Source organism: Parvibaculum sp., assembly GCF_019635935.1.
GTDB lineage: Bacteria > Pseudomonadota > Alphaproteobacteria > Parvibaculales > Parvibaculaceae > Parvibaculum.
This window is the reverse complement of sequence record NZ_JAHBYN010000001.1, coordinates 2271111-2284402: the sequence shown is the minus strand read 5'-3', so window position 1 is coordinate 2284402 and position 13292 is coordinate 2271111. Positions and strand designations below refer to the sequence as shown.

Here is a 13292-nt window from a genome sequence, read left to right as displayed (position 1 = left end):
CCCGTCATGGCAGGGAAGACAGGGAAACCGGATAGACGGCATCCCCCGGGATTCTTCCTCCGTCCAGAGCCACCCAGAGCGTAACCTCATCGCCAAGGCGCCCATAGAGCTCGATCTTCTGCCTGAGCTCATCCAGAAACTCACGCTGCCTGTCAAAACTCCAGGTCAGCCAGTCATCTTCGCTGACTTCAAGAATGCGGCTACGATAGGGAAGATCCTCCAGATATTCTCCGATGATTCCGATTTGCGCTAGCCGCTTCACAGCACCGACCTGATCGGGTGTGCGGCTGAGAAGCGCGGCGGCCGTCTGCAATTGGCTAAAGAAATCCCGCGGTGTCATCCGTGTACGTTCGGCCGTTTCAAGAATAGTCCGCAGTGCGAGCGTCAGGTCGGAAAGCTGATTGCGGGAAAGGAGAACGCGTACATCGAAAGTGGCAAGGGCCGGGTTTTCGATATCTCGATCGGCAGCCCATGCTTCAAAGAAGGAGGGCGCACGCGTTCCCGCTTCCCGGCCAAGATAGGCCAACTGCATGGCTCGCCCGGCGAGCATAACCTGGCGTTGGAATTTTTCCAGATCCGCCTGATAGCGTGCCTCCACCTCGGCCGCACCTGCGTCTTCGACCTGCACTGCAGTGGGTGCGCGCTCAACCTCACTTCGCGCTTCGGCTTCTGCCTGCATTCGAAGTTCGTCCCGACGGCGCAACACTTCGGCCCGCGCAACTGTCAGCGCTTCGTTCCCGATTTCTATAAGGCGACCTTCGCCGGCGACCTCAACTTGCAGAGCAACGCTCTGTGCGATTGTTTCGACAAAAGAAGAAAATCGGTCCGCGTCGCCGGAGTCCACACCGTGATAAAGCGTCTCGTTGCTGCCAGGCAATCGCGTCAAAAGCTGGTACTGGAGCTTTGCCTGTTCATGGTTGGTGTTTCCTGCCTTGGTCAACAGGTGCAGCGCAGAGAGCGTGATGCCGTGCTCTTGGGCGAGACTGTTTACCTCGGTCGGTCCGAGCCCGGTCGCCGATAGTGGATCGGAGCCACTTCGCGCTCCGGCATCGGTGATCAGAACCACCCATTTTCCCTGATAGCCACTCCACTTGACATCGTTCAACGCGGTGGAGATGCCAGAAAATGCGTCCTCTTCGAATCCTTTGCTCGAAGCCGTCGCTGCCGCCGCGCCGCGAACACGATCGAAGAATTCGGCTTCCGTTCTTGCGTCGCCCAGGTTGGCGTAAATATGAGTGAGATATTCGAGCGCCGGCGCGGCCGCCAGATTGTCACGATACCCGATCAGGCCAAAGTCTATCCGGTCGCCGTATTTCGATGTGGCAAGCTGGCTATACATCACCCTTACGGCATCGCGCACGCGCTCAATGTAGGGGTCCATTGACGTCGTGGTGTCGATGACAAAAACGACACCAGCCCTGTAGTCGTTGTGGACGCGGCTGAGAACGTCGGCCGGATCGACGTCGGGAATAATTGTTTCCGGATGGGGTGCAGACACTGAAGGCGGGGCGATGGTGACTTCGGCTTCCCGAGGAGCGGGAGGTTCTGGTCTCTCAGGAGCTGAAAAGTTCGCACGTTCCTTTGCGTTGACAGCGGCGACCTTGACAAGCTGTGTACTAAAGCCGTTCGCGAAATAAGCTTCGTCGAACTCGAGTATCGGCAGCAGGTAGAAATTCTCGGATAAATCGACATAGGTGTCCGGCTCCACAGACACCACCGAAAAGTCCGATGGCACTTCGCCCGACAAGGCCGTCGACCGCAGTCCCGCCGCTTTCGCTTCGGGTCGATCGGCCTCAATCAGGCTTTGCAATCCGCCATACTCCCGGAAGAACAATGTCTGCTTGCGGCCGGCAGGGTTGGTGAAGGCAAGCGTCATTGCCTGCTTCCACTCCACTGTTCTGTCCGCATTGAGCCAGCCGTCAGTCGGGCCCTGGTTGGCGCGGCCGACTTCAAGCCATATGCGCCCGTGAACCTCCACCCGTTTGTAGACGTAAAGAGGCGTCAGCGGCGGCAACGGTTCCGCGTTTGCATCAGCTTCTTCGCCGGGGTTCTCAACAAGCGGCGTCCCCGGCCTTGTCAACACCCGCTGATAAAGGCAAATATATCCCCTTGAAACATGGGGCGGGAATTGCTATATTCAGGTCATAGGAGAGACGCCCATGACCAAGATGACCCTCAAGAAATTCAATTCCCGCTTCCCGGACGATGACGCCTGCCTAGATCACCTCATGGCAGTTCGCTATGGCCACAAGTTCCATTGCGGCACCTGCGGCGCGGAAGCCAAGCATCACAGGGTCAAAGGACGCCGCTGCTATGAGTGCGAGTTCTGCGGCCATCAGGTCTATCCGACCGCCGGAACGCCCTTTGAGCGCACCCGCACAAGCCTTCGGGACTGGTTTTTCGTCATGTATCTGTTCACGACGACGCGGAACGGCGTCAGCGCGAAGGAAATCCAGCGCCAGATCGGAACCACCTACAAGACGGCATGGCGCATGGGCCACGAAATCCGCAAGTACATGGGTTGGGTTGATGGTGACGATACGCTCGGCCACGATCACATTGTTGAAATCGACAAGGCTTTCATCGGCGGTAAGGACAAGCAGGGGAAAGAGGACAAGATGGTTGTTCTCGGCATGATCGAACGCGGCGGAAACGTTCTGACCCGCGTTGTCGAGGATCGCCGTGGCCGCAGTGTCGTCCCCTCGATCTTGCAGCACGTCCGCCCCGGCGCATGGGTTGCGACCGATGAGGCCGGTGCCTTTGCTCGCTTGGAAGAGTATGGCTATGAGCACGAAACGGTGAACCACGCCCGCAAGGAATACGTGCGCGGTCCCATTCACACCAATTCAATCGAAAGCTTCTGGGCGACGATCAAGCGCGGGATTTACGGGACGCACGTTTGGGTTTCGAAGAAGCATCCGTGCTTATCCGTTTATCACCCACAACTACTACCCCTTGTGTCTATCGCTGAGGACGGTGGTTATGGCCTCAAATCGCGCGGCGGGGATAAGGACGTAGCCGGGATGGTGTTTTTCGCTGGTCGTGTAATCGTCGGCGATGCCGTCGCATGCAACGTATAAGGGCACGTTGAGCAAATATGCCTCGCTCATCGCGCCCGCCAGTTCGTTTCTCGTGACCAAGACCATGTCTGGATACTCGGCAGGGCTGGTCCGGTCATCCTTATCGAGCAGGCCCTGCCACTCGCTTTCAACCAGCGCAGTGAGTGGCGACACGACGGCCGCGTCGGACAATTCATTGATATCTGACATCAACATCTAGCTCCTGTGGGTGATAAACGGATAAGCACGGAAGCATCTGCCTTCTTACCTTGGCGAGTTCGAGTTCCGTCATAACCTGCGGAAGCGTCCCGAGTTGATGTTCGAGCGTCTGTTGCAGGCTTTTCCTCGCCCTTGAGCATCTTGGATAACAGAAGATCAAACCCCTTATGCGCTTGGCTCATCATTTCCTGACTCTACGGGCGGTGTAGGCAACAACGACTGCTGCCTCATTCTCGGGCTGGCGGGAAAAAATTTAATGACCTCAAGAACCCTGTAGTGAGGCTTAGTGCGATTTCCCTTCTCGTCCACCCCAACAGTGATTTCAAGCCTCACTTGATACGTGTCGTCTGTAAGCGCACCGCCGCGTTCCAGTGCATCGTGTGAAATTGATGTCTCGGAGATGTCGGCATAAATCACCTCAGTGCCGAGGCGGAAGCGCCAGTTCTCTGCTTTTTCATCGTAGACAGGGGAGTAAACACTCAGCCAAGCGGTCGTTGTATCGACCTCTGGCTTTTTTTCTTTTGTTTCAGCTAGGGCTGTAGTGCAGGACGCGACGATATCTTCGACTTCGGAAGGTTCAATAGTGGCAACAACACTTTCGCCCTGTCTTACTTCCACCTTATCAAAGCCGTCCTGCCCAATCGGCAAGAATGCGTCGCGGGTTGCCTTCAAAGCATTGGCATTCTGAGATAAATTGTAAACGTTTTGATTTATCGTAACTGAATTTCCGTCACCCTCGACACTAACAACAACATTCCCAAGCTGACTCTTGTCAGTGAGCTGAACTACCTGTGTTGTTTTGCGCCCCTTTTTCCACCGCAGGTACCCAAGAAAAGATAAAGGGATCACCACCGGAGCGCTCAGAATCCCTATCCATTCCAATATTTCCTTAGCGTCTTTTATTTCTGTCGTTTGAACGAGGCTTTTGACTTGCTCGTAGAATCCGAGAGCTAGATCAAAATTGATGTTGAAACATTTATGCTCGAAATCAGAGACGACATAGACGTTCGCCTTTGCTTTCGGCCCATTAAGTTCTGAATTGGCTTCGCGCAAGAGCTTGCCAAAGGCCAGCAACGCCGGGGCCAACGCCTCCACGCTGATTGAGTGATCCGCGCCGCGCTCATCTCCCGTGTAGGCAATTGAAAACTGGTGCCTACTCACTTCGACAACCTCTGGCATTTCACGTCCCCCCAAGTATTTCGGAGAAACATGACAGCATTTACATGTGGTTTTGAACAGCCTGTTTGCGTCACAAGTAACAGGTTGGCGCTAGAGATCATAGCCGACCCTCCCGATTCCGGGAGTCCGGCGGGTCCATGTTCGAAGGGGATATATTTGGAAGGAGAAGGGCATGTGGATGGGTGGCTTGCCGCCGCTCGGCTATGACATCAAGCACCGCAAGCTCATCGTGAATGGGAGCGAGGTCGAGCGGGTTCGCCTCGTCTTCAATCGCTATCTTGAGCTTGGCTCCGTCCTCCGCCTCATGAAGGACCTCAAATCCCGGGATATCCGCTCCAAGCGCTGGGTTACCCGGAAGGGCAACGCAAGGGGCGGCTCGACCTTCACGCGCGGCGCGCTTTATGCGCTGCTCCAGAACCCCGTCTATATCGGCCGCATCCGTCACAAGGACAAAGTCCACGAAGGCCAGCATGAGGCGATCGTCGATCGCGAGACCTGGGACGCGGTTCAGCAACTCCTTGCCCGCAACAGACATGAGAGTCGTGCCAAGACAAATGCCAAATCCCCGTCGCTGCTTGCAGGCCTGCTCGTCCATGAAGACGGCGCGCCCTATCGGCCGCGTCAGGGACGCAAGAAGGGAGCCCATTTCCACTACTATGTGCATCCCTCTGGCAGTTTGCCTGTCCGTGAGATCGACAGCTTCATCACCGACGAACTGATCGCCCTTCTCGGACGACAGGCAGAGCTCTGCCGGATCATCGGCACGGAAGATCCGGCTCAGATGGATGTGGCGGGCGCGAAGGCCACACTCACTGCTACCGAGCTCAAGCTCCGCCCGCGCCGAGACATTCTCCTTCAGATGGTCGACAAGGTGACGGTCGGCGAGAAGCACATCTCGCTCGCCATCAATCGACTCGGGCTGCGGAGCTTCCTCACCAACATCCAGGATTCCATGCAAACCAAAGGAGCGGACGGGACGAAGGCGCCCCATCACATCACGCGGGCGTTCCAGCTCAAGCGTTGTGGACATGGCAGGAAACTCATCATCGGACAGCACAAGGCCGACGACAGATCGCAGCCTGATCCTTCTCTCCTGCGAACCATCGCCCGCGCCCATGCCTGGTTCGACGATCTGAAGTCCGGACTCAGCTACAAGGAGATCGCCATGCGCGATGCAATCGACGAGCGGCTGGTCGCGCGCACCGTCCGGCTGGCGTTTCTCGCGCCGGATATCACAAAAGCGATACTTGCCGGACTGGAACCGCGTGGGCTCACGGCCGAACGACTCGTTCGTATCCCAAAACTCCCGACAAGCTGGAACGAGCAGCGGAGCCTACTCGGGTTCGACTGAGTGCACGATCCTCAGACAGTCACGCCCGCGCCGAGGCGCGGGCGTCTTCGTTCAGCGTCATTTTCAGCCAACCACGCTGATGCACCGCTGCATCACTGTGCATCGGAAACGCCTGAAGCGGACCAGTTCGAAGCCACCTGGAGAAACGGCTCCGAAACAGCGCCGAATCCCGCAACTGTCAGCGTCTCTGTGTGTGCTCGCGATGCAGAACTGCGCGGCAAGCCCCCGAAAGTACGGACACTTTCCGGAGACGCCCTGGCGGTCGTCGTTTTGCTAGGAGAGGATTGGTGGAGCCAGACGGAATCGAACCGACGACCTCTTGCATGCCATGCAAGCGCTCTCCCAACTGAGCTATGGCCCCGCCTTGTATCCGGCGCGGGGATGGGTCCTCGCGCCAGCGGTGGCGGAACTTAGGGCTGCTCCCCCCGGCGATCAAGAAAAACTTGATGCCGGACAGGCCGCGCCGCCGCGGCGTTCCGCCGTGCCGTCAATTCAGTCGTCGTCGCCCTTGCCGCCGCGAACGATGCCGGTGACGTCGTCATCCTCGTCCTCGTCGTCCGGCAGGAAGGCGTCATCCGCGTCGTCGTCATCGACTTCGACATCCACGTCGACATCGATATCGTCGTCATCGACATCGGCCGCCAGTTCGTCGTCGCGCATTGAATCCAGCGAAACCGTGTCGCCATCATCGGACACGACGCGCTTCAGCGGCTTTTCCTTCGGCTTTTCGGCCGGCTTGGCGCGCTTTGCCTTGGCGCCCGTGTCCGGCACATACTCGTGCTTGCACTTGGGACAAACGACCGGGTTCTTGTTCAGGTCGTAAAACTTCGCGCCGCAGCTCGGGCAATCGCGTTTGGTTCCCAACTCCGGTTTCGACAAGCTTACACTCCCCCGCGTCTATCCGCGTCTTGCGCGCCCAGGCTCGACCCGGCGCGCGGCATATGGCCTTGAAGGATTTTCCCATTGCCACGTTAAGTTGCTCCTGTCAAAACCTATTCGCGCCGCGCCCGCCCGCCGCCGCTCCGCCCGGAGCGGGCCGGGACGCCCCGCCGGCGCTTCCCGGCAACATCAGCAGTGAAAGCGCCTTGGCCCATTCCCCCGCGACGCCCCTCACCGCCGAACCTTCGGCCCGCCTGTCGGGCACCGTCAGGGTGCCGGGCGACAAGTCGATTTCGCACCGGGCGCTGATTTTCGGCGCGCTGGCGGTCGGCGAGACGCGCATTACGGGGCTTCTGGAGGGCGCCGATGTGCTGGCGACCGCCGAGGCCATGCGCCGCCTTGGCGCCGATGTCGAGCGCCTTGCCGACGGTTCGTGGTCGGTGCACGGGGTCGGCGTCGGCGGGCTCCGGGAACCGGAGCAACCTCTCGATTTCGGCAATTCGGGAACCGGCGTGCGCCTCGTCATGGGTCTTGTCGCCGGGCACCCGATTACGGCGACCTTTATCGGCGATGCCTCGCTGTCGCGCCGCCCGATGGGCCGGGTGATCGCACCGCTGACCGACATGGGGGCGACATTCCATGCCCGTGCCGGCGGCCGCCTGCCGCTGACACTGATCGGCGCCCGGCGCGCCATGCCGATCGCCTATCCGCTGCCGGTCGCCTCGGCACAGGTCAAATCTGCGGTGCTGCTGGCCGGCCTCAATGCGCCGGGACAGACCACCGTCATCGAAGCGACGCCGACCCGCGACCACACCGAACGAATGCTCAAGGCCTTCGGCGCCGACGTCCAGATCGAAACCGGGCCGCGCGGCCTGCTGGCGATCCGGCTCACCGGCGAGCCCGAGCTCAAGCCCTGCGCCATCACGGTGCCGGGCGACCCGTCGTCCGCTGCCTTCCCGGTCGTCGCGGCGCTGCTGACGCCGGGGTCCGAGATCGTGGTGCAGGGCATTACGCTCAATCCGCACCGGGCCGGGCTCTATACGACGCTCAAGGAAATGGGCGGCGACATCGAAGTGATGAACCAGCGCGAGGAAGGCGGCGAACCGGTGGCCGATCTTCGCGTTCGCGCGAGCCGGTTGCGCGGCATCGAGGTGCCGCCGGAGCGCGCGGCGTCGATGATCGACGAATATCCGGTGCTCGCCGTCGCCGCCGCCTTTGCCGAGGGGACGACGAAAATGCTCGGCATCCACGAATTGCGCGTCAAGGAGAGCGACCGCATCGCCGCCACGGCATCGGGCCTCAGGGCCAACGGCATCAAGGTGCATGAGAGCGAAGACGGCATGTCGGTCGACGGCCGGGGCGGCGCGGTTGCGGGCGCCGGCCATGTCGCAACACATATGGACCACCGCATCGCGATGTCCTTCCTCGTCATGGGGCTTGCGGCGCAAAAACCCGTGACCGTCGACGACGCCACGATGATCGCGACCAGTTTTCCCGATTTCGTGCCGATGATGCGCGGTCTCGGCGCAAGTTTCAGCGGCATGGGCCAATGATCATCGCGGTCGACGGTCCCGCCGCCTCGGGCAAAGGCACCCTCGCCCGCGCGCTCGCCCGCCATTACGGCCTCCACTATCTCGACACCGGCTCGCTCTATCGCGCCGTCGGCCAGGCGGTGCTGGCGGCCGGCGGCGACCCGGCCGACGAAAAAGCGGCACGCGCCGCCGCCGAGGCGCTTGACGCGTCCCAAATCGACGAAAAGGCGATCCGCACAGCCGAGGCCGGCCACGCGGCATCCGTGGTCGCCGCCATGCCGGCCGTCCGGGCCGCCATTCTGGACCTGCAACGGCGGTTTGCCGCCCGAAAACCCGGTGCAGTGCTCGACGGGCGGGATATCGGCACGGTGGTCTGCCCGGAGGCCGATGTGAAACTTTTCGTCTCCGCCAGCCCGGAAATCCGGGCGCGGCGGCGCTGGCTCGAACTCAACAATTCGGGGTCGGGGCCGTCCGAGGCACAAGTCCTTGAAGATGTTCGGGAAAGAGACCGCCGCGATGCCGAGCGGGCGGCCAGCCCCATGAAGCCGGCGGCCGACGCGCACTTGCTCGATACCTCCGATTTGAGTATAGAAGCGGCGTTCGACGCAGCCGTCGCGATCATTGACAAAGCAATGGGTTAGTCGCGTTTTCGCCCTCCGGGCGGCGCCGCTTTTCCGCATTGGTTTGAACGAAGTCGCGCAGGCTGTGCCGCGTTGTTTCAACCTCTAACCGACACCGCCCAAATCCACATGCTCCCGGACGTTTCACGATCTCGGGGGAAGACCCGCGGACCCAACCGCCGGCCGGAATAAAAGCATCGTCAGGAGACTTTTACATTGGCTAACACCGCAAGCGCGCTCAATCCGAGCCGCGAAGATTTCGCCGCCCTGCTGGAGCAGTCCTTTTCCGAAAGCAACATGCAGGAAGGCTCCGTCATCAAAGGGACGGTCGTCGCCATCGAGAACGATCTCGCCATCGTCGATGTCGGCCTGAAGACCGAGGGCCGCGTCGCCCTCAAGGAATTTGCGACCCCCGGCAAGCCCGCCAACATCAATGTCGGCGACACCGTCGAGGTCTATCTCGAGCGCATCGAGAACGCGATGGGCGAAGCGGTGCTGAGCCGCGAAAAAGCCAAGCGCGAAGAAAGCTGGATCCGCCTCGAAGTCGCCTTCGAGAAGCAGGAACGCGTCGACGGCCAGATTTTCGGCCGCGTGAAGGGCGGCTTCACCGTCGATCTCGACGGCGCCGTCGCCTTCCTTCCGGGCAGCCAGGTCGACATCCGCCCCGTGCGCGATGTGACGCCGCTGATGAACATTCCGCAGCCCTTCCAGATTCTGAAAATGGACAAGCGCCGCGGCAACATCGTCGTCTCGCGCCGCGCCGTGCTCGAAGAGACCCGCGCCGAGCAGCGTCAGGAACTGGTCGAGAACCTCAAGGAAGGCCAGGTGCTCGAGGGTGTCGTCAAGAACATCACCGACTACGGCGCGTTCGTCGATCTCGGCGGCGTCGACGGCCTGCTGCATGTCACCGACATCGCGTGGCGCCGCGTCAACCATCCGACCGAAGTTCTGTCGATCGGCCAGACGCTGAAAGTGCAGGTCATCAAGGTCAATCACGACACGCAGCGCATCTCGCTCGGCATGAAGCAGCTCGAGGCCGATCCGTGGGAAGGCGTCGAGGCGAAGTATCCGCTCGAGGCGCGTTTCAAAGGGCGCGTCACCAACATCACCGACTACGGTGCATTCGTCGAGCTTGAGCCCGGCGTCGAAGGCCTCGTTCATGTCTCCGAAATGAGCTGGACCAAGAAGAACGTGCATCCGGGCAAGATCGTTTCGACCTCGCAGGAAGTCGAAGTGATGGTGCTAGAAGTCGATCCGGTGAAGCGCCGCATTTCGCTTGGTCTCAAGCACTGCATGGACAATCCCTGGACGACCTTCGCCGAGAAGTATCCCGCGGGCACGCTGGTCGAGGGCGAGATCAAGAACATCACCGAGTTCGGTCTCTTCATCGGTCTCGACGCCGATGTGGACGGCATGGTGCATATGTCCGATCTCGACTGGAACCGTCCGGGCGAAGAAGCGATGGCCGACTTCCAGAAGGGTCAGGTCGTGAAGGCGGTCGTGCTCGATGTCGACACCGAGAAGGAGCGCATCTCGCTCGGCATCAAGCAGCTTTCGGGCGACCCGATGGAAGCACTCGGCGACATCCGCAAAGGTGCGGTCGTGACCTGCACCGTGACCGGCGTCACCGAGAACGGTCTCGAGGTCACCGTCGGCGCCGACGACATGTCGGCCTTCATCCGCCGCGCCGAGCTTGCCCGCGATCGTGCCGACCAACGGCCGGAGCGTTTCTCGGTTGGCGACAAGATCGACGCGCGCGTCACGCAGTTCGACCGTGCGGCCCGCAAGATCCAGCTTTCGATCAAGGCGCTCGAAATCGCCGAAGAAAAGGAAGCCGTGGCACAGTATGGCTCGTCGGATTCCGGCGCGTCGCTGGGCGACATTCTGGGTGCCGCGCTCAACAAGGCCAACACGGACGACAAATGAGGCGACGGGCGGGGCGACAAGCCCCGTCCGCCGCGCTAAGCTCCGGCCCTGATTTCGTCCTGTCCGGAGGGCAAACCTCGTGTCGCTCGATGCAGATACATTGACGGACAGGCGGCGTTTGAAGCGCCGCCTGTTTTTTTGGCGTGTTGGCGCGGTTCTCGCCGTGGCGGTGGCGCTTGTCGCGCTGTTGGCCGAGCGCGGCTGGCCCGCCCGGTCGCATATCGCCCGCGTCGAGATCGGCGGCATTGTCGTCGACGATCGCATACAGCGCGAAATGCTCGACAAGATCGCCAGGGACCCGCGCGTCAAGGCGGTGATCCTCGCCATCGACAGTCCGGGCGGCACAACGACCGGCGCCGAGGCGCTCTACGAAGCCGTGCGCCGCGTTGCCGAGGAAAAGCCCGTTGTCGCGGTCCTCGGAACGGTCGCGGCCTCCGGCGGCTATATCGTCGCCATGTCGGCCGACCGCATCGTCGCCCGCGGCAACACGATCACCGGTTCCATCGGCGTGATCTTCCAGTGGGCTCAGCTCGAGGAGCTGCTGAAATATGTCGGCATCGAGATGCGCGAGGTCAAATCGGCACCCCTCAAGGCCGAGCCGAGCCCGTTTCACAAGCCGAGCCCGGAATCGCTGCGCGTGACCAAGGACCTCATCGACAGTTCCTATGACTGGTTCCTGCGCCTCGTCGTCGAACGGCGCGGCATGGACGAAGCGACGGCGCGGCGTATCGGCGACGGCCGTGTCTATACCGGCTGGCAGGCGGTCGAAAACGGGCTCGTCGACGAGATCGGCAGCGAGGAACAGGCGATCGCCTGGCTTGTCGAGACGCATGGGCTCGACGCGGACCTGCCGGTGCAGACATGGCAACCGGCCTATCCCAATCTCGGCATCGCCGGCTTTGCGGGGCGGACGCTGGGCGAGGCCATCATCGTCGCCGGCGAGGTCGTGGCCGGAAAAACACAGCAAACAAAAAGACTTACACTTGACGGTCTGACAAGCGTTTGGCAACCTGACCGCCAATAAGGGGAGAGTCATGGCCGTTTCCGGTGACGGTCGACGACGCAGCGCGAGGCATGCCGGGGGACGCAAGCACATGATCAAATCGGAACTCGTCGCCCGCCTGGCCCAGGCCAATCCGCATCTCTACCAGCGCGATGTCGAGCGCATCGTCAGCACGATCTTCGACGAGATCAGCGCGGCGCTGGCGCGCGGGGACCGGGTTGAACTGCGCGGTTTCGGCGCCTTTTCGGTCAAAAGCCGCCCGGCACGCACCGGCCGCAACCCGCGCACCGGCGAACCCGTTCACGTCGAGGAAAAGTCGGTGCCCTTCTTCAAGACGGGCAAGGAATTGCGCGAGCGCCTCAACAATGCCGATATTTCGGACGACAAGCTGATGGCGGCGGACGACGGCGACGACGATTGATCCCGGCATCGTCCGCGCCGGCCGACGCCCTGATTTCGGGACAGAACGCGTGAAACTCCTGCGCTGGATATTGCTGCCGCCCGTCGTTCTCCTTGCGATGGTGCTGGCGGTCGCCAACCGGTCGACCGTGACCTTCAGCCTCGATCCGTTCGACCCCGAAACCCCGGCGCTCGGCATCGACGTTCCGCTGTTCCTGATTGTGCTGGTTTCGGTGCTTTTCGGCATTCTGGCCGGCGGCTTCGGCGCCTGGGCGCAGGCGCGGCGAAAGGCGGCGCGCATCAAGGCGGCGGCCCCGGCGGGCGGCGGCCTGCCGGCGCTCCGGAACGCCGACGGCGACTAAATCCGGTCCCCTTGCGGCCCCGATCTGCTATAAGGCGGCCAAAGACATGGACATGGTTCGATGATACCCGGAAATCCGATTTTCTGCGCCCTCGACACGACCGACGTTACCCGCGCGGTGGCCTTGGCGCGCGGCCTCAAGGGCAGCGTCGGCGGCGCCAAGATCGGCATGGAGTTTTTCAACGCGCATGGGCCTGCCGGCTACCGGGCGGTCGCCGAGGCGGGTCTGCCGATCTTTCTCGACCTGAAGCTCCACGACATTCCCAACACGGTCGCCGGCGGCATTCGCGCGGTGCTGCCGCTCGAGCCCGCCATCGTCAACATCCATACGGCAGGCGGCAGCGCGATGATGCGCGCCGCGGCCGAAGCCGCGCGCGAAGCGGGCGACCGCCGTCCGCTCATCGTCGGTGTCACGCTGCTGACAAGCCTCGACGAAAGCGACCTTGCGGCAACCGGCGTCGGCGGCACGGCCTCCGACCAGGTGCGCCGGCTCGCGGGGCTTGCCGCCGGTGCCGGGCTCGACGGCGTCGTCTGCTCGGCGCATGAAATCGAAATGCTGCGGCGCGATCTCGGGCGCGACTTCAAACTGATTGTGCCGGGCCTTCGTCCCGCCGGGAGCGCCATCGGCGACCAGAAGCGCGTGATGACGCCGACCGAAGCGCTGGCGCTCGGCGCCGACGTGCTCGTCATCGGCCGACCGATCACCGGCGCGGGCGATCCGCGCGCGGCGGCCGATGAAATCGTCAGATCTCTGGCGGCGTGAC

The 13292-nt window shown here is 61.8% G+C and carries 11 protein-coding genes, 1 tRNA gene and 2 pseudogenes; 10 read left to right on the top strand and 4 right to left on the bottom strand.

Annotated elements, in window-relative coordinates; all coding sequences use genetic code 11:
• Positions 1-4: 4 nt before the first annotated feature.
• Positions 5-2014: a hypothetical protein gene (locus tag KF719_RS11330; RefSeq protein WP_293508820.1), complete on the bottom strand. Its 2010-nt coding sequence runs from the start codon at positions 2012-2014 to the stop codon at positions 5-7.
• Between the two features lie 145 nt (positions 2015-2159).
• On the opposite strand from KF719_RS11330, the pseudogene KF719_RS11325 reads away from it, so the two are divergent.
• Together KF719_RS11325 and KF719_RS11320 are read left to right on the top strand one after the other, a co-directional pair.
• Positions 2160-2936 (top strand): annotated as a pseudogene (locus KF719_RS11325) (IS1595 family transposase); the annotation flags it as partial.
• Between the two features lie 367 nt (positions 2937-3303).
• Positions 3304-3414 (top strand): annotated as a pseudogene (locus tag KF719_RS11320) (IS1595 family transposase); the annotation flags it as partial.
• A gap of 29 nt (positions 3415-3443) precedes the next feature.
• Here KF719_RS11320 and KF719_RS11315 read toward each other — a convergent pair.
• Positions 3444-4457 carry a hypothetical protein gene (locus KF719_RS11315; RefSeq protein ID WP_293507738.1) on the bottom strand — a complete coding sequence of 338 codons (1014 nt, stop codon included), beginning with the start codon at positions 4455-4457 and terminating at the stop codon, positions 3444-3446.
• A 172-nt stretch (positions 4458-4629) separates the two neighbouring features.
• Between KF719_RS11315 and KF719_RS11310 the strand changes: the two genes are divergently transcribed.
• Positions 4630-5808, top strand: coding sequence for a recombinase family protein (locus KF719_RS11310; protein WP_293508819.1), 1179 nt, complete (start codon positions 4630-4632; stop codon positions 5806-5808).
• 285 nt (positions 5809-6093) lie between these two features.
• Here KF719_RS11310 and KF719_RS11305 read toward each other — a convergent pair.
• Positions 6094-6169: transfer RNA gene (locus KF719_RS11305), tRNA-Ala, on the bottom strand.
• A gap of 131 nt (positions 6170-6300) precedes the next feature.
• Positions 6301-6687 carry a TIGR02300 family protein gene (locus KF719_RS11300; protein WP_293508818.1) on the bottom strand — a complete coding sequence of 129 codons (387 nt, stop codon included), beginning with the start codon at positions 6685-6687 and terminating at the stop codon, positions 6301-6303.
• A 206-nt stretch (positions 6688-6893) separates the two neighbouring features.
• On the opposite strand from KF719_RS11300, the gene aroA reads away from it, so the two are divergent.
• From aroA to pyrF, 7 genes are all read left to right on the top strand, one after another.
• Positions 6894-8240: a 3-phosphoshikimate 1-carboxyvinyltransferase gene (gene aroA, locus KF719_RS11295; RefSeq protein WP_293508817.1), complete on the top strand. Its 1347-nt coding sequence runs from the start codon at positions 6894-6896 to the stop codon at positions 8238-8240.
• On the top strand, positions 8237-8860 hold the full coding sequence (gene cmk / locus KF719_RS11290; RefSeq protein ID WP_293508816.1) for a (d)CMP kinase: 624 nt from the start codon (positions 8237-8239) through the stop codon (positions 8858-8860). The genes aroA and cmk overlap by 4 nt, the downstream gene beginning before the upstream one ends.
• Before the next feature lie 195 nt (positions 8861-9055).
• Positions 9056-10765 (top strand): 30S ribosomal protein S1, encoded by a 1710-nt coding sequence (rpsA, locus tag KF719_RS11285; protein WP_293508815.1) that lies wholly within the window; start codon positions 9056-9058, stop codon positions 10763-10765.
• Between the two features lie 79 nt (positions 10766-10844).
• A complete protein-coding gene (gene sppA, locus KF719_RS11280; protein ID WP_293508814.1) occupies positions 10845-11789 on the top strand; it encodes a signal peptide peptidase SppA in 945 nt (314 codons plus the stop codon).
• A 70-nt stretch (positions 11790-11859) separates the two neighbouring features.
• Entirely contained in the window at positions 11860-12189 is a 330-nt protein-coding gene (locus KF719_RS11275) for an integration host factor subunit beta (protein WP_293508813.1), read from the top strand.
• 49 nt (positions 12190-12238) lie between these two features.
• A complete protein-coding gene (locus KF719_RS11270) occupies positions 12239-12529 on the top strand; it encodes a DUF1049 domain-containing protein (RefSeq protein WP_293508812.1) in 291 nt (96 codons plus the stop codon).
• Positions 12530-12589: 60 nt separating this feature from the next.
• Positions 12590-13291, top strand: a complete 702-nt coding sequence (pyrF, locus tag KF719_RS11265; RefSeq protein WP_293508811.1) for an orotidine-5'-phosphate decarboxylase — start codon at positions 12590-12592, stop codon at positions 13289-13291.
• Position 13292 lies beyond the last annotated feature (1 nt).

Coding starts and splice junctions, on each gene's coding strand:
- KF719_RS11310 (WP_293508819.1), top strand. CDS start 4,630: ATGTGGATGGGTGGCTTGCCGCCGCTCGGCTATGACATCAAGCACCGC.
- KF719_RS11275 (WP_293508813.1), top strand. CDS start 11,860: ATGATCAAATCGGAACTCGTCGCCCGCCTGGCCCAGGCCAATCCGCAT.
- KF719_RS11315 (WP_293507738.1), bottom strand. CDS start 4,457: ATGCCAGAGGTTGTCGAAGTGAGTAGGCACCAGTTTTCAATTGCCTAC.
- cmk (WP_293508816.1), top strand. CDS start 8,237: ATGATCATCGCGGTCGACGGTCCCGCCGCCTCGGGCAAAGGCACCCTC.
- pyrF (WP_293508811.1), top strand. CDS start 12,590: ATGATACCCGGAAATCCGATTTTCTGCGCCCTCGACACGACCGACGTT.